Below are 19,556 nucleotides of genomic sequence, written 5' to 3'. Positions count from 1 at the left end.
AATGGAATGACACACGGATTGAATGCATCTGGTCTTATTTTACAACAAAATAAAACCAAATTAGAGGAGGAGTCTCTCATGGCTCGTTATACAGGTCCATCTTGGAAACTTTCCCGTCGTCTTGGCGTTTCGCTAAGCGGTACTGGAAAAGAAATCGAAAAACGCCCTTACGCACCAGGACAACACGGTCCTACACAGCGTAAAAAACTTTCCGAATACGGAATGCAATTACAAGAAAAACAAAAGCTTCGTTTCATGTTCGGTGTGAACGAACGTCAATTTAAAACAGTATTTAACAAAGCTGGTAAAATGCCAGGTAAGCACGGTGAAAACTTCATGATCCTTCTTGAAACTCGCCTTGACAACCTAGTTTACCGCATGGGTCTTGCGCGCACTCGTCGTGCATCACGCCAACTTGTTAACCATGGCCATATCTTGGTTGATGGCAAGCGCGTTGATATTCCTTCTTACAGTGTTAAGCCTGGTCAAGAGATCTCACTTCGTGAAAAGTCTCAAAACCTTGACGTTGTAAACGCATCTCTTGAAGTGAACAGCTATGTTCCTGAGTTCGTTACATTCGACAAAGACACTAAAGTCGGTACATTCGTACGTATGCCTGAGCGCAGCGAACTTGCTGCTGAAATCAACGAAGCTCTTATCGTTGAATTCTACTCACGTTAATAAGAACGTTTTATTAGTTAAACCCCTGAAACTGCCTAACGGCAATGTTTCAGGGGTTTTTCTATACTTCTTAAGCATTTTGAAACGACCTATCTGAGGGCCGTTGTGAACGCATTTGGACTCCTTTTATAAATTGCCTAGAAACCAAAAAAATTACTTCGTCTGTGGTGACAACATCCACACCGAAATTCATTTCTGCGATTGTCGATACGATTATCATTAAAATCGAAACGATCGCGGGTGTCACGGAAATCTCGGTTATCTCGGATATCACGACGGTTATCATTATCATGGTCAAATCTTACTTCCCGACATTCACAAATCAACTTTGTCCGACGTCTCCTACGATTATGAGAACACATATACTTTTTCACTCCCTTCCGCTTTGTAAAACCGGCCGGTCTTCAATACATTATATGGACGAGTACTTGTGGTGATTGGACGAACTATCTGGCTAAATAAAAAAAGCAACCTATCCAATTTAGGATGTGGTGCTTTTACAATCATCTAGTCCATTAAACTTCCCAATCTGATGAAGGTTTTTTATTTTAAAATGACTTTCAATTGTTCCAATACTACTTTGAACTGCTGCTGTTCTCCCGTTTCATGAAAGTCTCTGAAAGGATTTCCGCTAGTTTGAATCCTCTCCATGACTGCTGGTAGTGTGAATATTTTCGGGGTTAAGGAATGTTTGACTTCTTCCCATTGTAAAGGTGTTGCGACGGTGGCGAATTCATTGCCTCTAGGCGAGAATGGAGCTACGATAGTCTTTCCTGCTTGATGCTGTACATAGTCCAAATATAATTTATTGTCTCTGTTCTTCTTCAGTCTTTCTGTTGTAAACCACTGTGGTTGCTGTTCGCAGAGGAAATCGCAGACGAATTTTGTGAATAACCGAGTATCTTCATACGAAAAAGTATTTACTGGCAACGGAATGTAAATTTGCAGTCCTTTCCCCCCCGATGTTTTGACAAAAGACTTCAATTGGAATTCGTCAAATACCACTTTCATCATAAATGCCGCTTCCACTGCCAATGAAAAATCGTCGACGGAAGGAGGATCTAGGTCAAATACGATTTCCGTTGGGTTATTTACAGTTATTGTTTGAAACGGAATATGAAATTCCAGTGCTAGCTGATTGCCGAGCCAAAGCAAAGTTCTTATGTCATTACAGACTATATAATCGATGTCCTCATAATGTGAAGTCATGACAAAGTCCGGCGCGTAATCAGGGACGTTTTTTTGATAGAACTTTTCACCATTTGTTCCGTGAGGATAACGGATGACAGTCAACAGCCGATCATGTAGAAACGGTAGCATATACGGAGCAACGGTCTGCAAGTAGAGCAAGTAATCATCTTTTTCAATACCGAAATCAGTCCAGATTGGCTTGTCCGGATGAGTGACAGGAATGATATCGGGTATCGGGTTTAATTGGCGTAGCATTGTACGCCATCTGACAGCTTCCGGTTCAACCTCAAAATTAAATGAATGAAAACGGGGTTCCCTTAACTGTTTTCCGTTAAAATCGATACAATTCACCTTTACACAAATGGACGGTTTTAATTCCCATATTCCACTGTCAGATTCCTTCCCATTTGCAATGAAAAACGTGCTAAGCGTCCGAAATTCTTCGTCGGACAATCCGTGACGAAAAGTGACGACTTCATTTAACTCTGTTCCTTTATACACGCATCCCGTGAAATATCCATTTGCCTTCACATACCTAGTTGCAATAACGTTGATCGTTCGCCAATTTTTCACTTTTATCCATTGATCTGTCCGTTTTCCACTGATCCATTGACTGGATTTCCTCTTAGCGATAACCCCTTCCCCGTTATTGCTTACTATGTGTTCCCATAACTTCTCACTGCTCTGATAGGTCTTGATCAATTGGAGTGGTATGGGATTTTGATAATCCACTTCCATTGGCTGATTGAGTACCTTGAATAACTCCCGCAACTTCTTTTTCCTGTTTTCAAATGACTCCCCTGTTAAATCTTTTCTTTTAATTGAAAGAAGATCAAACGCAACATATTGGCAAGGAAAAGCATGTTCGTGAGCTTGGATGACTTCTTCTTTTTTCATCCTGCCTCTTGATTGAACTATAGAAAATTGACTTTTAACATCACTTTGTAAATGGACAATTTCCCCGTCAAGGCAGATTGGTAAGAATGCCTTGACGTTCTCATGGATTTTTTCGCAATATCTAATGATTTCAGGGAACAGTAGATTGAGTTGCTTTTCGTTGCGACTTAATAGCTTGATACCATTTTCATTCCATTCCAAAATGCAGCGGAAACCATCATATTTCGTTTCGTAAACCCATTCGTCTCCTAGCGGTATTTCTTCTGCATCATTTAGTAGCATAGGTTTCATTCTTTTTCGCTCCAACGTTTTTTCTATAGTGTTTGACGTTAACAATTTCGTATACATAAGAATGAATGATCTTTACATACTAAGAAAAAAAGCGGGTGTTAACAATGCATACAATCTGGAAAGGAAGCATCAGTTTCGGTCTTGTCAATATACCAATCAAACTTCATGCCGCCACTGAAAATAACGATGTCAAACTGCGACAGCTTCATAAGGAATGCAACTCTCCAATCAGCTATCAGAAGGTGTGCCCTATTTGTGAAAAGGAAGTTCATAGCGAGGATATTGTCAAAGCTTATGAATACACGAAGAACAAGTTTGTCGTTCTCGATGAGGAAGAACTGGAAAAGTTAAAAAAAGAAAATGAAGATAAAGCTGTTGAAATTATCGACTTTGTGAAATTGGAGGAAATCGATCCCATTTATTTTGAAAGAAGCTATTTCATGGCACCTGATTCGAATGGCGGAAAGGCGTATGCTCTATTGCGAAAAGCATTGCAGGAATCCGGGAAGATCGGCGTGGCAAAAATTATTATCCGATCAAAGGAGCAATTAGCGGTTGTGAGAGTTTATAAAGAGGCATTATTAATGGAAATTATTCATTTTCCGGATGAAGTACGTAATGTTCAGGACGTACCTAATATTCCTAGTGAAGAATCAGTAGTGAAAAAGGAACTCGATACTGCCTTAATGCTAGTGGAGCAATTGACAACCATTTTTGAACCCGGAAAGTATACAGATGAGTATCGGACGGCATTGATGGAATTAATTGAAGAAAAAAAATCTGGCAATGCAGCCGTGACAGGCGCTATAGGAAAACAGCCTATCTCCCCATCCAACACAACAGATTTGATGGCCGCATTGCAAGCCTCATTGAATAAGACAGCCAAAAAGAAACCAATTACAAGGAAAAAAGCATTGAAGAAAGCATGACTTTCTGCTAGTTGAGCGGTTGAGCCTTGAGGTTGAGCGGTTTTGAGGCCATGTTGAGCGGTTTTCGGGGATGTTGAGCGGTTCTGGGGTCATGTTGAGCGGATTTTCGGGATGTTGAGCGGTTCTGGGGCCAACTTGAGCGGTTTTTCAGCATGTTGAGCGGTTCCAAGGCCATGTTGAGCGGATTTTCGGGATGTTGAGCGGTTCTGGGGCCATGTTGAGCGATTGGTGGACCGTTGTGGACTTTACGGGCGCGCATCACGATTTTACGAGCGCAGCTACACACTTTACGAGCGCGCATTTCGATTTTACGAGCGCAGTTACACACTTTACGAGCGCGCATTTCGATTTTACGAGCGCAGTTACACACTTTACGAGCGCGCATCACGATTTTACGAGCGCCACTACGGACTTTACGGGCGCACAAGACGATTTTACGGGCGCCACAACAGATTGAGCCGATCGCCAAAACATTCTGGCACAATCTATACAATATAAAGAAGAAGACCAATCCCGCAACAGGATTGGCCTTTTTCTATGATCAGTTAAATTTCACCATTTTATAATTTTTCTTACCTCTGCGGACGATGGTGAACGAGTCATCTAGCCGATCAGTCGAAGTGACTTCGTAAGCTGTGTCTGTCACTTTTTCACCGTTCAGTGAAATCGCACCATTCGTTACGTCTTCACGCGCTTGACGCTTGGAAGGAGAGACCCCTGCTTCTACGATAAAGTCGACGATATTCTTGACGGCTTTGTCCATTTCAAATGTCGGGACGTCTTTGAATGCGTCTTTCATTTCTTCTGCAGTCAAAGCTTTTAAATCACCGCTGAACAATGCTTTAGATATACGGATTGCCTGATCGAGCGCTTCTTGTCCATGTATGAGGCGCGTCATTTCTTCACCCAATGCCTGTTGCGCTTTTCGAAGATGTGGTTCTTTCTCGACAGACTCTTGCAATGACTCGATTTCAGGTCGGCTCATAAATGTAAAGATTTTCAGATATTTAACGACTTCTGAATCAGCCGTATTAATCCAGAATTGATAGAACTCGTAAGGTGATGTTTTCTTCGGATCAAGCCAAACAGATCCACCGGCAGTTTTGCCGAATTTCGTGCCATCCGCCTTCGTTATGAGAGGCATTGTAATCCCAAATGCTTTCGCCTCTTCATGATGTGTTTTCCGGATGATTTCAAGACCTGTTGTAATGTTCCCCCACTGATCAGACCCGCCGATTTGCAGACGGCAGTTATACTTATCATATAAATGCTTAAAGTCCGCGCCCTGAATGAGCATATACGTAAACTCTGTAAAAGAAATACCCGTTTCCAAGCGGGATGCCACGTTTTCTTTTGCAAGCATATAATTCACACTTAGTAGTTTTCCGTAATCGCGAAGGAAGCTGATTGCAGACATTTCACCGAACCAGTCCTTATTATCGACTAGCACTGCCCCGTTTTCAGTACCAAAATCAAAAATACTCTCCAATTGTTTACGAATGCCTGCAACATTGTTTTCGATTTGCTTATCAGAAAGCAGTTCGCGCTCATCCGCTTTGAAAGACGGATCACCGATCATTCCTGTTGCCCCACCAACGAGGACAATGGGACGGTGACCGTGTTTTTGGAAACGACGAAGTGTCAAAAACGGAACAATGTGCCCGATGTGCAGGCTATCCGCAGTGGGATCTGTTCCACAGTATAATGAGATTTTCTCCTCATTCAACACCTTCTCAAGGCCTTCTTCATCAGTTAGCTGATAGAGCAACCCGCGCCATTTCAAGTCATCCAATAATTCGTTTTTCATAAGTAAATCCCTCCAATGAAATTAAAAAAGTCCCTACACGATTCAAAGGAATCATGCAGGGACGTTATATACTTAGTAAAGTAACGCGGTACCACCCGGCTTGAGAAATTATTTTCTCCGCTTTAGACGCATTATCGCCGCGTAAGCGTTGCACTCAAAAGTTGTAATTCGTGAACGATGTACCGGACAGCTTCCACCAACCGCTGCCTCTCTATACGGATCTACCGCCCCTACTTCGACTTTTTCAACATACAAAATTATATTACCTTTATTCTAATCTAAATAAAACCATTGTCAAACATTTTCTATTGATTGGGAAGAAATGTGCTATAATTAGGAAGGATTTTAGGGGGGAATAAATGTGAGTGAAAAACGTAAAAATAGGATTGATCTAATAGAGGAAAAGTTCGAAACGATACAGAGAAAAAGTTGGGCAAAAGGCATTCGCATTACGTCTGGAGTCTTATGGAACTTGTTCCTCCTTTTCCTTGTTGTCGGATTGACAATTGGTGTTTTCGCGACATCAGTTGGAGCCGGTTATTTCGCTTCGCTCGTCGCAAAAGAACCACTCCGAACTAAAGATGAAATGCGGGATACGATATTTAATTATGAAGAAACATCTGAAATATACTTTGCGAACGATGTCTATCTCGGTCGGGTGAATGCGGACATCGAACGGAAAGAAACGACACTTGATGCGATTTCACAATATGCCATCGATGCAGTTTTAGCGACAGAGGATGAATACTTTGAAACGCATTCAGGTATTGTACCTAAAGCCATTTTCCGTGGCCTTTTACAGGACGTCTCCAACTCATCGAGTCAGACAGGTGGTTCAACGCTTACACAGCAACTTATCAAAAACCAAATTTTGACAAATGAAGTATCCTATGAACGGAAAGCGAAAGAAATCCTGCTTGCAATGAGACTTGAACATTTCATGGAAAAGGATGAAATACTTGAAGCTTATCTTAATATCATCCCTTATGGAAGAAATGCCCTTGGTCAGAATATCGCAGGGATTGAAACAGCGGCAGATGGGATTTTCGGTGTGAAGGCGAAAGATCTCAATTTGCCACAGGCAGCTTATATAGCTGGAATTCCGCAAGCACCTTTCGCCTATACTCCATTCCTTGGCAGTTATTACGGCGGAGGATTGAAAAAGGAAGAAAATCTTAAGCCTGGTGTAGACAGGATGAAGACAGTTCTTTTTCGAATGAAGGAAACAGGTTATATTACAAAAGAACAGTACGAAGAAGCAATTGCGTATGATATTACGAAAGACTTCCGTGAAAAGACGAAGCGTGCGACTGAACGCTACCCTTACGTCACTCAGGAAATTCAAAATCGAACAATTAAAATTTTAGCAAAAATTCTTGCTGAAAAAGATGGATTGGATCCTGAACGAGTAGTAGAAGATGAGAAAGTACAAGAAAAATACGAAATCTTAGCAGAGCGGGAAATGCGGACAGGTGGTTACCGCATCTATTCAACAATTGATCAGACGCTCTACGATAAAATTAACCAGGTCGCAGCTCAGTTTGAACATTATGGCTTTACGTACACGCGTGAAGAAATGGATTATTCGACTGGAGAAATGATTTTAAAAGACGATCCTGTACAAGTCGGCGCTATGATAAAAGACAATCGAACCGGTCGGATTCTCTCTTTCATCGGTGGACGTGATCACGAACTGATTGCAACAAACCATGCTACACAAGCGTATAGACAAAATGGTTCTTCAATGAAACCACTTCTTGTTTATGCACCCGCAGTCGAATGGGGATATATCGGTGCCGGCAGTCCGGTTGTCGATGTCAAATTTGAAATCCCTGATGGCAGTGGTACTTGGAGTCCGACTAACTACATTGCAGAAATGGAAAACGGTATAGTACCTGCACGTAGAGCGCTTGCAGAATCACTGAACTTGCCGACCGCGAGACTTTATAAAGAAATTCTCGATCAACGACCTGCAGAGTTTCTTGCGAAAATGAAATTCTCCAAGTTGACAGCAGGGGATTATCTTTACCCAGCCGTATCTTTTGGCGGCATGCGCGGTGGCGTTAGCGTTGAAGAGAATACAAATGGATTCTCTACTTTAGCGAATAACGGACAATTTGTGGACTCCTATATGATTGACCGTATTGAAGACATGTCAGGCAATATTATTTATGAACACGAAATAGAACCGATTGAAGTGTTCAGCCCTGAAACTGCTTATATTGTTACAGATATGCTGAAAGATGTCCTAAAACCTAAAGGTACTGGCCAGCAAATTCCGAAATTCATGAACTTTACTACTGATCTCGCCGTCAAAACAGGTACGACGCAAGGATACGGCGATGCATGGCTGGTCGGTTATAACCCTAATATTACATTAGGTTTATGGTTTGGGTACTATGACAATTCTCGAAAGCTGTATAAACGAAACTCGGGACAAATGCATCCGACAACACGTACTAGTATGCTCTTCGCTCAAATACTCAACGCGGCGAATGAAGTAAAACCTGATCTTGTCGGTGCAAACTCGAAATTTGAAAAGCCTGAGGGAGTCGTTACGAAAGATTTCTGCGGCATTTCTGGACTAGCCCCTTCAGCAGAATGTTCTGCTGCTGGATTAGTAACTTCCGATTTATTTAACTCAAAGGTGATGGTTCCAAGTGAAGCAGATGACAGTTTTATTAGCGGCTCATATGTTTCCGTCAAAGGTGCAAAATATTTAGCTCATTCTGGGACCCCTTCAGAATTCATCGTTTCCGGAGGCAGAGGAGTCAGCCAGAGCTTTATAGACCGGATGCTCGGAGCATGGGGCGGAGATGCTTCTAAACTGTTCCCACCAAGCTCTCCCTATTCAACTAACGTCATATCAGGTGCTGTCTTCCCTGCTGACAATGTTGCACCCGAAGCAGTAAACCTGTCGTTAAGCGATTCTACATTGGTGTGGAGCGATTCACCGTCAGATGATGTAATCGGCTATTATGTTTACCGGGACAATGAACGGATTGCGACTATTAGGGATGCATCTGCGAATTCGCTTTCTGTTGGTCCAGGATCGTATTATGTCAGAACTGTGGATATAACCGGATTATTGTCTGGCGGATCCAATAGAGTCACGATTGATGCACCTGAACCTCCTGCAATTGAAACACCTGATGAGGATGAACCAGAGGAAAATGTCCCACCTGTCACTCCTCCTGGCAACAACAATGGCGGGGGCGGCAATGGCAGTACGCCTCCTTCAAATGGTGGCAACAATGGCAATACACCTCCTTCAGATGGTGGCGGTGGTAATGGCAGTACACCTCCTTCAGATGAAGATGGGGATGATTAATAACGTAAATAGCCGATGGAATGTTTTTCATTCCATCGGCTTTTTCTTTTGTCTATAAGTCAATCTTCCATCGTCGACAGATCACCCGCCGGAAGATTGAGTTCCCATGCCTTTAAGACACGTCGCATAATTTTACCACTTCTTGTTTTCGGAAGCTTCTCCTTAAACTCGATTTCCTTTGGCGCAGAATGTGCAGCCAATTCTTTTTTGACGAACTGTTTAATCTCTTCAGCCAGCTCTTCAGAAGGTTCAAATCCTTCATGAAGTGCAACGAACGCTTTAATAATTTCTCCACGGACCGGATCCGGCTTGCCAATTACTCCCGCTTCCATAATTGCAGGATGTTCAAGAAGCTTGCTTTCCACTTCGAACGGACCTACCCGCTCGCCGCTTGTCATGATTACATCGTCTACCCTGCCCTGGAAAAAGAAGTAACCGTCCTCATCCATATAAGCAGAGTCGCCCGAAACGTACCATTCATCATTCATAAAGTATGATTCATATTTCTCTTCATTATTCCATATGCCGCGCATCATTGCCGGCCATCCTTTCTTAATGGCAAGATTCCCCATGCGATTAGGAGGTAGCACATTTCCTTGATTATCTACAATGGTTGCTTCAATTCCAGGCACAGGTTTACCCATCGAACCCAGCTTAATCGGTAATGAACCAAAGTTACAAATCGTTTGGGCACCTGTTTCCGTCATCCACCACGTGTCATGAATACGAAGTTTGAATACTTCCATTCCCCAGCGTATAACTTCAGGATTTAATGGCTCCCCGACTGAAAGTATATGGCGCAGTGAAGAGAGATCATATTGACCGACTGGCCCAGCACCTGCCCCCATAAGCATCCGGAATGCTGTCGGAGCGCTATACCAAACCGTCACTCCGTATTCTTGTATTGCTTCATACCAATTGTCCGTTGAAAATCTTCCACCGACAATCAATGATGTCGCCCCTGCAAGCATAGGACCGAAAACACCATACGCTGTTCCAGTGACCCAACCAGGATCCGCCGTGCACCAGAAGACATCTTCATCTTTTAGGTCAAGTACCCATTTTGCGGTTTGGAATTGTTGAATCATTGCTTCTTGTACATGTAATACACCTTTCGGCTTCCCCGTCGATCCGGATGTATAATGCAATACCGTCGGCGATTCCCGTTCCAACCACTCCACTTGAAAAGCAGCCGATGCTTTTTTCATATGTTTATTCAAATCAATATGTTTATCATCCTCTTCAATAGATTCCCCGACTAAGAAAATCGTTTGCAGATGCGGCAATTTGTCAACCGGTATTCTATCGAGTAATTCAGGTGTCGTCACAATTGCTTTCGCTTCACTATCAGACAATCTGTCATAGACAGCACCTTCCATGAAAGCTTCGAATAATGGTCCAACAATCGCCCCCATCTTCAATGCACCAAGTAATGAAAAATAGAGTTCTGGCGAACGTGGCATAAATATAAAAATTCTGTCCCCTCTTTCCAATGTGGAATGATTCGTCAGTACATTTGCCGCTTTATTGGACATTCTTTTCATGTCATTGTAGGTATATGCCTCTTTGCGTGTACCGTCTTTATAGAAGAGTGCCACCTTATTTTTCCGATAGGAATCCGCATGTCGATCGATCGCTTCATGCGCGATATTCATTAGCCCGGTTTCGTGCCAGCTGAATTCCTTTTCGGTATCAGACCATTTAAAATTCTGAACTGCCTTTTCATAATCCTGTAATTGATAATCCCCTTGCATGACCGGTAACGTTCTATTGTCCAAATCTATCACCCTTTCATCCAACGTTTAACCCTTTTAATTCTACATCAACTTTTCTTTATTGGCTAATAAATTACTATCTTTAGTATTGTCATTTAATTTGTGATAATAATTTCACAGCATCGTCCTCTCTTGCTGTATAATGGATTCTAGATGACTTATTAGTGGGACGGTGAAAACTGTGAATCATAGTAAAACATACAATGCAATGGAAGTTAAACATAAGAATGGCAACGTTATAATCGAGGGGCCGATACCCGGTTCGGAGTTGGCAAACTACGAGTTCCATAAAGATTTAGTTGCTTTCAGACCTCCTGAGCAGCAGCATAAAGCATTGATTGAAATTGCAGATTTGCCTGAAGGTCGTATTATTATCGTTCGAGATATGAATGAAATTGTGGGCTATGCGACTTTCCTCTACCCGGATCCACTCGAAAGATGGTCGCAAGGGAATATGAAAAACCTCATTGAGCTTGGCGCAATCGAAGTCGCGCCAAAATTTCGCGGGGGCGGCGTCGGGAAAGCATTACTTGAAGTTTCCATGATGGATGACGCGATGGAAGACTTTATCGTCATTACAACAGAATATTATTGGCATTGGGATTTAAAAGGTACGAAATTGAATGTATGGGAATATCGGAAGGTCATGGAAAAGATGATGAATGCTGGAGGACTGGAATATTACGCGACGGATGATCCAGAAATTAGTTCTCACCCGGCCAATTGTCTGATGGCAAAAATCGGCAAGCGCGTAGATCAGGAATCCGTACAGCAATTCGACAGTCTACGCTTCATGAACCGTTACATGTACTGATAGGAGGCAAAACAAAATGTTAATCGAAGAAATTATGAAAAGAAAAGTAATTACATTAACAGCAGAGCAAACCGTTTCAGATGCTCTCGCAATCATGCTTAAACATAAAATCAGACACCTCGCAATCGTTGCAAATAGCGGAGAGCTTGTAGGTGTCGTCACGGATAGGGATCTGAAAGAAGCGGTCCCTTCCATTTATTCCGACAGTAAAGATGTAACCGTTTACAATACGCCACTCGGTGATCTTATGACGACCAATCCAATCACTGGGCACCCAATGGATTTTGTCGAAGAGGCCGCTGTCATATTTTATGATCATCAGATTGGTTGTCTTCCGATTGTTTCAAACAACAAACTCGTCGGTATTATTACGGAAACAGATCTGCTCTATAAGTATATCGAATTGACAGGAGCGCATCAGCCTGGCTCACAAATTGAAGTACGGGTTCCAAATATTCCAGGTATCCTGTTTGAAGTATCCAAAGTCTTTCACGAACACAAAATGAATATTCTCAGCGTCCTCGTTTACCCGGACAAGGTCAATGAGGATAATAAAATACTCGTCATTCGAGTCAAAACGATGAATCCCCTTAGTGTCATCGACGGTTTACGAAATAGCGGATTCGAAGTGCTCTGGCCGAATGTACCAGGCATCGTCCAATGATAAAAGATGCTGTTTTCATTTATTCAGAAGAACAACTCGGATACTCTTTTTCGGATACTCATCCTTTCAACCAAAAGCGGATTGTGTTGACGCTGGATTTGTTAAGGAAGACCGGCGCTATATCAGATGCGGATATTATCTCGCCAAGAATGGCCACTGACGAGGAACTATTATTAGCTCATGAAGCAAAGTATATCGAAATCGTAAAAAAAGCTGGGCGGGGTGAAATTAGTAACGAAGTCGGGTCAGTTTATGGAATCGGGACTGAAGATACCCCCATTTTTAAAAACATGCATGAGGCTAGCGCGATGCTCGTCGGCAGTACATTGACAGCTGTGGATGAAGTGATGGAAGGAAGATCGAAATATGCATTAAATCTTGGCGGCGGACTACATCACGGGTTCCAAGGAAAAGCTTCAGGTTTTTGTGTATACAATGATAGCTCGGTCGCCATCCGATATATGCAGAAGAAATACAACGCACGTGTTCTCTACATAGATACGGATGCTCATCATGGTGATGGTGTCCAATGGACTTTTTATGATGATCCCGATGTCTGTACACTATCCATCCACGAAACAGGACGTTATCTCTTTCCGGGAACCGGAAGCATTACCGAGCGTGGAAATGGAGAAGGGTATGGCACGACGTTTAATTTTCCAATTGATGCCTTTACGGAAGATGAATCGTTCCTTGACGTATATAAAACGTCTATCGAGGAAGTTGCCGCTTATTTTAAACCAGATGTCATCCTTACACAAAACGGTGCGGATGCGCATTATTTCGATCCGCTAACACACTTATACGGAACGATGGATATTTATGAACAGATTCCACGCATTGCAAGGGAAATTGCCGACCGCTATTGTGAAGGCAGATGGATTGCTGTCGGTGGCGGTGGTTATGATATTTGGCGTGTTGTACCAAGAGCGTGGGCACAGCTCTGGTTGGCGATGAAGCGTCTACCTAGCCCGACAGGCAACTTGCCTGCAGAGTGGCTGCAAGCATGGCAGGACCAATCCCCCGTTCCGTTCATCGAAACGTGGCAGGATCCTAATCCTTTGTATGAAGCAATTCCGAGAAAACAAGAAATTACGGAAAAAAATGCCCAGATGTTGCAAAGAGCGTTACAAATCGTTAGAAATCACTGAAGAAATAATATCGTTCATTATTAACTAATTTTAGAATGTAGGCAAAAAAAATAGAAGTGGGAACTTTTCTAGTTCCCCTTCTATTATTATGGAAATGTCGGTAAGTCCATTATCTCGTTGATTGACGCTCTTCCATTCGGTATGGCAAGAGAACGTTCGTTTCAGCAATTTCTTCGCCATTCATCATTTTTGTCAACAAACGCATCGATACCGCACCTAAATCATAAAGTGGAACGACGATTGTCGTCAATTGAGGTCTAACTGCACGTGACAGTAAAGTGTGCTGGAAGCAGATGACTTCAAAGTCTTCAGGAATGGAATAGCCATCATCACGGATGCCATTCATCATACCGACAGCAATATCATCATTACCAGCAAAAATAGCGGTCGGCTTTTCATCCAACTTACGTAACAGGCGCCATTTTTCATAGGCATCATCGTACGTATTATCTGTTTCGATAAAGTATTCTTCGTAAATAGGAAGGCCCGCTTCTTTAAGCGCACGTTCATAGCCGACCTTTTTACAATACCGGTTGATATCTCTTGTAAGTGGACCAGAAACATGAGCAATCCGTTTATGACCATTATCGATCAGCTTTTTCACGGCATCATAAGCTGCTTGTTCATGATCGATATTGACGGTCGCAAGATCTGTTGATGAGTCCAACGTTCCTGCAAGAACAATTGGCACGTTAGCAGTCGCCATCTCTTTTTTGATTTCTTCCGATAGAGAGTCACTCATGAAAATAAGTCCGTCTACCTGCTTACCGAGTAGATCATCCAGTAATTCCATTTCGCGTGTCATTCGCTTATCTGAATTAGACAGAATGATGTTGTATTCATACATCGTCGCAATATCTGCAATTCCGCGTGACAATTCAGCGTAATAGCTTTTTGAAATGTCAGGCACGATGACGCCGATTGTTGTCGTCTTTTTACTGGCCAGTCCTCTAGCAACTGCATTCGGCCTGTAACCAAGTCTCTCGATGCAATCGAGAACCTTTTTCCGTGTCGCGGGTTTTACGTTCTGATTCCCGTTAACAACACGTGAAACGGTTGCCATCGAAACGTTAGCTTCCCTGGCAACATCATAAATTGTTATTGACATCGTCAAATCTCCTTCCTAACACTGTAATATGTATTCGCTTACTTCCAGTATAATCAAAACACCGGATCCTTTAAAGGTCCGGCGCCATTTGCAGAATAATTAAAGTGTAAATCTATCTTCAAACAGTCTGGTGTGTGTTCATGAAACGCTGAATCTCTTTATAGAATTCATCGAATTGCGGGATATCCATCTGTTGTGCCGAGTCAGACAAAGCGACTGCTGGATCTGGATGCACTTCAGCCATAACACCGTCAGCTCCGACTGCAATTGCAGCTTTTGCTGTTGGCAAGAGTAAATCTTTTCTGCCTGTTGAGTGTGTCACGTCAACAAATACCGGTAAATGTGTTTCCTGTTTAAGAATCGGAACAGCTGAGATATCAAGCGTATTGCGCGTCGCACGTTCATATGTACGGATTCCACGCTCACATAGCATAATCTGGCTATTTCCTTTTGACATAATATATTCTGCTGCATGAATGAATTCGTCGATTGTTGCAGCCAAACCGCGTTTGAGAAGAACAGGTTTATTCACCATTCCTGCTTCTTTTAACAATTCGAAGTTCTGCATGTTACGAGCACCGATTTGGACAACATCGATATATTCGAGTGCTTCCTCCAAATGCGATGGTGTAATAATTTCTGTAACAATCGATAAGCCTGTTTCATCTGCAACACGTTTTAAGATTTTTAATCCTTCAAGGCCTAAACCTTGGAAGTCATAAGGTGATGTGCGGGGTTTGTAAGCTCCACCTCTCATCATCGTTAACCCTTTAGCTTTAATGGATTTGGCTACAGCAAGAACCTGTTCATACGATTCAACTGCACAAGGACCAAATATGAAAGTCTGCTCTCCGTTGCCGATTTTGTGACCATTAACATCGACAATCGTGTCTTCGGGTTTACGTTGACGTGAAACTAGTAAAGCATTGCGTTGTTCGTCCTCCTGGATTTCAAGTGCTGACATGAAAATCCCTTTAAAGATCTGTTCCAGAATACCATTCGGAATTGGACCTTTATTCGACTCCACTAACGCGTTAAGCATTTCCCTCTCACGGATCGGATCATATCTGTTTACACCTTGCTTCTCTTTTACTTTACCGATACTCTGAACGACTGACGTACGTTCGTTAATCAAATCCAAAATCTTCGTATTCAACTCGTCTACAGAATTGCGTAGAACTTCTAAATTGTTCTGTGTCATTAATATGTCTCCTCCCCGCACACATCATTCCCTTTTCGAACTGGGAAATCTATGTTACATTTTTATATAATAGTCCAAGTATAAAGAATAGCTTTTGAAAAGTCACGTCATTTCTGCAAATTGTCAAAGATTCGCATTATTTGACGATGAAAGGGTGCATTATTGTGTCTAACCATCTCTTTGCACTAGATATCGGAACGCGTTCTGTCGTCGGCATCATTTTAAAAGAAAATAATGAGGTTTACCATGTCGAAGATCTTGTCACGATTGAACATAAAGAACGGTCTATGATTGACGGACAAATACATAATATTTTAAGTGTCGCTAACGTCATCTCGGAGATTAAATCCACATTGGAAGAACGGCATGGACCATTAAATCGTGTCAGTGTGGCTGCTGCAGGAAGAGCTTTGAAAACAACTGAAGGTTCTATGACAATCGATATTTCAGAGAAATCCCTATTTTCGACCGAAGATATTAATCGACTTGAATTGGCCGCCGTCCAACAGGCCCAGCAAAGTCTGTTATCGTCATCTGCAACAACAGATGATTATTATTACTGTGTCGGTTACTCTGTTCTCCATTACAAATTGGATGGCGATGATATTGGCAGCCTTATCGATCAGTCCGGGCGTTCAGCTACGGCGAGCGTCATTGCTACTTTCCTCCCGAGAGTCGTCGTGGAATCGTTGCTGTCCGCGCTGAAACGAGCCGATCTTGAGATGGAAGCACTGACACTTGAACCAATAGCCGCCATCAATGTCCTAATTCCTCCTTCCATGCGTAGGTTGAATGTTGCACTCGTAGATATTGGAGCAGGCACTTCAGACATTGCAATTACGGACAATAATACAGTCATTGCCTATGGTATGGTGCCTGTTGCAGGAGATGAAGTGACTGAGGCACTTAGCAATCATTATTTGCTCGACTTCCCGATTGCAGAACTAGCAAAACGGTCGTTATCAAGTGAAGATTCCATTCAAATAGTTGATATTCTTGGTTTCGAACAGACCATCCCATCTGACGAAGTTATTTCCTTTATTCAACCGGCCATTGACAAGCTAGCTACTAGTATTTCACAAGAAATAAGAAAGCTGAACAATGGCAGATCACCACAAGCTGTCATGGTTGTCGGGGGAGGTAGTCTGACTCCGGGACTGACGAAAGAAATTAGCGCAAGGTTGGAATTACCTGAAAACCGTGTTGGCATACGAGGATTGGAGGCGCTATCCAACGTCACCTTGTCAGAAGAGATCGTGTCTTCTCCTGCTCTCGTTACCCCAATCGGAATCGCTATCGCAGCTAGACGGGCACCTATTCATTATATGACCGTTATGGTGAATGATAAGACTATCCGGCTGTTTGAGCTAAAAGAAATGACCGTTGGGGACGCGTTACTCGCGACAAACATAAAAGCAAAACAACTATATGGAAAACCTGGACTTGGGATGTCCATTACTTTAAACGGAGATCGAGTAATTATTCCGGGAGAACATGGACACTCTTCCGTCATATTACTAAACGGCAAGATTGCCAGCACAAAAGACTTCATTAAAAATGGCGACATAATCTCTCTGGAACCAAGCATTGACGGAAGAAACGCAACAGCGACGATTAAAGACTTGATTGGCGACATACAGCCTATCCATATTACAATTAATGAAAAGCCAGTAGCAATCAAACCAGAAATTATCGTAAACGGCCTTCTAGCAACATCTGATCATGCCGTAGTAGACCGCGATGAGATTTCATTTACTTTCCAAACTAACTTGCAAGCCATTTTGACAAATGAAGCGATTGAAACAGAACAACCTTTCGAACTTTTCATTAACAATCAACGTATTCGGATGAAAGAATTCACACCAAGGTTCATGCTAGGAAATAAACCCATCCTACCAAGCTATCAATTAAAAGACGGTGATGCGATACGGATCATTCAGCCAAAACTCCCTTCAGTGGAGGAGGTCATCCAAATAATAGGTAAGTCTCATAGAACGATTGTATCCGTGACATTTAACGGCGTTCCGGTTGATTTACATAGCAGTTCGTTTACGATCCTGTTGAATGGTCAAACGAGTGATCACACAACAATCATTAAACCCGGTGATGTGATTACGTTTTCTGAGGCTGCTTATAAGCAGGCCGTGTTCAGCGATGTCTTCAAATATATCGAATATACGCTGCCACAGGCAGGGACATCATCCTATCAATTGTTAAGAAACGGCGAAACAATCGGCTTCAATGATCCTATTTATGAGAATGATGCTCTAGAAATAACGTTCTCCCCCAAAAAGGTTGATTCATGATTTTGTTGGAAAAATAAAAACGCCGGACAGACCATTCAGGTTGTCCGGCGTTTTGCACTTATTTTTTATCTTCGTCTGAAACAAAGTTTTGGTTCATTAGCTTTTCTTCCCCTACATTCTCACTATTGTCATAGGAAACATCACTATTACCCGTCGTTTTATCATTGGCGGCCTTTTTGTCCGTTTTTGCTGTATTATCAACATAATCGACAGCTTCTTCACCTTCTGACGAAACAGTACCATCGTCCATAGGAATCGATGTTTTATTCGCCATTGACTTAACTTTCCCGACGATTTGTCCGGATTGTTCTTGAATTGATTTTGAAAGATCTTCTGTTTTTTCTTTGGCTACGGAAGAGAATTCTGTCGCCTTATCTTTCGCTACTGAAGTGAATTCAGATGCTTTGTCTTTCGCTACAGAGGAAAATTCAGTAGCTTTGTCTTTCGCGACTGTGCTCAACTCAATGCTTTTGTTTTTAATCTGTGTCGCCTGATCTGAAAAGTCTTCACGCATTTCCTTGCCCGTTTTTGGTGCTAGGAATAAAGCTGCCGCAGCGCCAATGACCCCGCCGACTAATGCTCCCAATAAGAAGCTGCCTGCGTTGGAGCTATCATCTTCGTAAAAATCATCCGTATTATACTGATAAGGATAAGTTACCGGCAAATGTGACGCTTCACCGAATGAGTTTTTATATTCTTGTTCTCCATGATAGTGGTGATCGTAATGCGAATCGTTATAATTTGGTTTCTGTTTGTCAGTCAATTGAATTCCTCCTAAAAAGTTATTTTCTGCTCATACCCTTGCTTTCGGACTAGGCAATTTCTTCTGGTTTCGAACAGGCTTGTACGTTGTCCAACCCGAAGATTGGGTTGCTTTCATATCTTTCACTTTACCTATAATTCCAAATGCAACATTGCTCCACTGAACGACTTGTGCTATTTTATCACTATTGCGTTCGGCTTCAACTGCAATTGAATTAGAGACTCCGCGAATGGAACTGTTTAGTCCACTGACAGATCCACCGATTTCTTTTACAGCATCGACGACGGTATTCAGTTTTTCAGATTTCTGCTGAATGTCTTCAGCAAGTGCATTTGTTTTGCTGAGTAGCAGTGTCGTTTCGGTTGTGACTCCATCCAATTGTTTTGTCAGTCCGTCCAATGTGACAGCAACGCTGGCCAACGTCTTTTTTAACGAGCCTAAAGTCATTGCTAAACTAATACATAAAATCAAAAATGCAATCGCTGCGACAATCGCTGCGATATACAATAAAACCTCCATGGCATTTCCTCCCTCCAATACACATCCATACGTAATTTGTACCCTATAAAAGAAGCATATAAACGTTTGCCTCCTTTACCAATTTCGACATCTTTCCCTAATTCCCTCTTTTTTAGCGAAATAAAATA

The 19,556-nt window shown here is 42.3% G+C and carries 16 protein-coding genes; 9 read left to right on the top strand and 7 right to left on the bottom strand.

Annotated elements, in window-relative coordinates; translation table 11 throughout:
• Positions 1-78: 78 nt before the first annotated feature.
• A complete protein-coding gene (rpsD, locus tag QWT69_RS05520; RefSeq protein WP_317969779.1) occupies positions 79-681 on the top strand; it encodes a 30S ribosomal protein S4 in 603 nt (200 codons plus the stop codon).
• A gap of 164 nt (positions 682-845) precedes the next feature.
• Positions 846-1,118 carry a hypothetical protein gene (locus QWT69_RS05515; protein ID WP_317969777.1) on the top strand — a complete coding sequence of 91 codons (273 nt, stop codon included), beginning with the start codon at positions 846-848 and terminating at the stop codon, positions 1,116-1,118.
• Positions 1,119-1,224: 106 nt separating this feature from the next.
• Here the strand turns inward: QWT69_RS05515 and QWT69_RS05510 are convergent, their stop codons facing one another.
• Entirely contained in the window at positions 1,225-3,060 is a 1,836-nt protein-coding gene (locus QWT69_RS05510) for a DNA ligase D (RefSeq protein WP_317969775.1), read from the bottom strand.
• A 104-nt stretch (positions 3,061-3,164) separates the two neighbouring features.
• Between QWT69_RS05510 and ku the strand changes: the two genes are divergently transcribed.
• Both ku and QWT69_RS05500 read left to right on the top strand, forming a co-directional pair.
• Positions 3,165-3,989 (top strand): non-homologous end joining protein Ku, encoded by an 825-nt coding sequence (gene ku / locus QWT69_RS05505; RefSeq protein WP_317969773.1) that lies wholly within the window; start codon positions 3,165-3,167, stop codon positions 3,987-3,989.
• 193 nt (positions 3,990-4,182) lie between these two features.
• Positions 4,183-4,446 carry a hypothetical protein gene (locus tag QWT69_RS05500; RefSeq protein WP_317969772.1) on the top strand — a complete coding sequence of 88 codons (264 nt, stop codon included), beginning with the start codon at positions 4,183-4,185 and terminating at the stop codon, positions 4,444-4,446.
• A gap of 84 nt (positions 4,447-4,530) precedes the next feature.
• Here QWT69_RS05500 and tyrS read toward each other — a convergent pair whose 3' ends face one another.
• Positions 4,531-5,796, bottom strand: coding sequence for a tyrosine--tRNA ligase (gene tyrS, locus QWT69_RS05495; protein WP_317969770.1), 1,266 nt, complete (start codon positions 5,794-5,796; stop codon positions 4,531-4,533).
• Positions 5,797-6,157: 361 nt separating this feature from the next.
• Here tyrS and QWT69_RS05490 point away from each other — a divergent pair, with 361 nt between their 5' ends.
• Positions 6,158-9,127, top strand: coding sequence for a transglycosylase domain-containing protein (locus QWT69_RS05490; protein ID WP_317969768.1), 2,970 nt, complete (start codon positions 6,158-6,160; stop codon positions 9,125-9,127).
• Between the two features lie 59 nt (positions 9,128-9,186).
• Here QWT69_RS05490 and acsA read toward each other — a convergent pair whose 3' ends face one another.
• Positions 9,187-10,881 (bottom strand): acetate--CoA ligase, encoded by a 1,695-nt coding sequence (gene acsA, locus QWT69_RS05485; protein WP_317970937.1) that lies wholly within the window; start codon positions 10,879-10,881, stop codon positions 9,187-9,189.
• A 202-nt stretch (positions 10,882-11,083) separates the two neighbouring features.
• Here acsA and QWT69_RS05480 point away from each other — a divergent pair, with 202 nt between their 5' ends.
• From QWT69_RS05480 to QWT69_RS05470, 3 genes are read left to right on the top strand one after another with little or no spacing between them, the layout of a single operon-like run.
• On the top strand, positions 11,084-11,716 hold the full coding sequence (locus QWT69_RS05480; RefSeq protein ID WP_317969766.1) for a GNAT family N-acetyltransferase: 633 nt from the start codon (positions 11,084-11,086) through the stop codon (positions 11,714-11,716).
• 16 nt (positions 11,717-11,732) lie between these two features.
• Entirely contained in the window at positions 11,733-12,380 is a 648-nt protein-coding gene (locus QWT69_RS05475; protein WP_317969764.1) for an acetoin utilization AcuB family protein, read from the top strand.
• Positions 12,380-13,531, top strand: a complete 1,152-nt coding sequence (locus QWT69_RS05470) for an acetoin utilization protein AcuC (protein WP_317970935.1) — start codon at positions 12,380-12,382, stop codon at positions 13,529-13,531. Before QWT69_RS05475 ends, QWT69_RS05470 begins: the two co-directional genes overlap by 1 nt.
• Positions 13,532-13,640: 109 nt before the next feature.
• Here the strand turns inward: QWT69_RS05470 and ccpA are convergent, their stop codons facing one another.
• Together ccpA and QWT69_RS05460 are read right to left on the bottom strand one after the other, a co-directional pair.
• Entirely contained in the window at positions 13,641-14,639 is a 999-nt protein-coding gene (ccpA, locus tag QWT69_RS05465; protein ID WP_317969762.1) for a catabolite control protein A, read from the bottom strand.
• A gap of 118 nt (positions 14,640-14,757) precedes the next feature.
• Positions 14,758-15,840, bottom strand: a complete 1,083-nt coding sequence (locus QWT69_RS05460; protein WP_317969760.1) for a bifunctional 3-deoxy-7-phosphoheptulonate synthase/chorismate mutase — start codon at positions 15,838-15,840, stop codon at positions 14,758-14,760.
• A gap of 164 nt (positions 15,841-16,004) precedes the next feature.
• Between QWT69_RS05460 and QWT69_RS05455 the strand changes: the two genes are divergently transcribed.
• On the top strand, positions 16,005-18,146 hold the full coding sequence (locus QWT69_RS05455; RefSeq protein ID WP_317969758.1) for a cell division protein FtsA: 2,142 nt from the start codon (positions 16,005-16,007) through the stop codon (positions 18,144-18,146).
• 58 nt (positions 18,147-18,204) lie between these two features.
• On the opposite strand, the gene QWT69_RS05450 is transcribed toward QWT69_RS05455, so the two are convergent.
• Both QWT69_RS05450 and QWT69_RS05445 read right to left on the bottom strand, forming a co-directional pair.
• Entirely contained in the window at positions 18,205-18,909 is a 705-nt protein-coding gene (locus QWT69_RS05450) for a YtxH domain-containing protein (RefSeq protein WP_317969756.1), read from the bottom strand.
• A 30-nt stretch (positions 18,910-18,939) separates the two neighbouring features.
• Positions 18,940-19,428 (bottom strand): DUF948 domain-containing protein, encoded by a 489-nt coding sequence (locus QWT69_RS05445; RefSeq protein ID WP_317969754.1) that lies wholly within the window; start codon positions 19,426-19,428, stop codon positions 18,940-18,942.
• Positions 19,429-19,556: the final 128 nt, after the last annotated feature.

The sequence above is a fragment of the Sporosarcina oncorhynchi genome, from assembly GCF_033304615.1.
Classification (GTDB): Bacteria; Bacillota; Bacilli; order Bacillales_A; family Planococcaceae; genus Sporosarcina; species Sporosarcina oncorhynchi.
This window is presented reverse-complemented; position numbering and strand designations above follow the sequence as displayed.

Coding starts and splice junctions, on each gene's coding strand:
- ku (WP_317969773.1), top strand. CDS start 3,165: ATGCATACAATCTGGAAAGGAAGCATCAGTTTCGGTCTTGTCAATATA.
- acsA (WP_317970937.1), bottom strand. CDS start 10,881: ATGCAAGGGGATTATCAATTACAGGATTATGAAAAGGCAGTTCAGAAT.
- QWT69_RS05500 (WP_317969772.1), top strand. CDS start 4,183: ATGTTGAGCGGTTCTGGGGCCATGTTGAGCGATTGGTGGACCGTTGTG.
- QWT69_RS05445 (WP_317969754.1), bottom strand. CDS start 19,428: ATGGAGGTTTTATTGTATATCGCAGCGATTGTCGCAGCGATTGCATTT.
- rpsD (WP_317969779.1), top strand. CDS start 79: ATGGCTCGTTATACAGGTCCATCTTGGAAACTTTCCCGTCGTCTTGGC.
- ccpA (WP_317969762.1), bottom strand. CDS start 14,639: ATGTCAATAACAATTTATGATGTTGCCAGGGAAGCTAACGTTTCGATG.
- tyrS (WP_317969770.1), bottom strand. CDS start 5,796: ATGAAAAACGAATTATTGGATGACTTGAAATGGCGCGGGTTGCTCTAT.
- QWT69_RS05460 (WP_317969760.1), bottom strand. CDS start 15,840: ATGACACAGAACAATTTAGAAGTTCTACGCAATTCTGTAGACGAGTTG.
- QWT69_RS05510 (WP_317969775.1), bottom strand. CDS start 3,060: ATGAAACCTATGCTACTAAATGATGCAGAAGAAATACCGCTAGGAGAC.
- QWT69_RS05475 (WP_317969764.1), top strand. CDS start 11,733: ATGTTAATCGAAGAAATTATGAAAAGAAAAGTAATTACATTAACAGCA.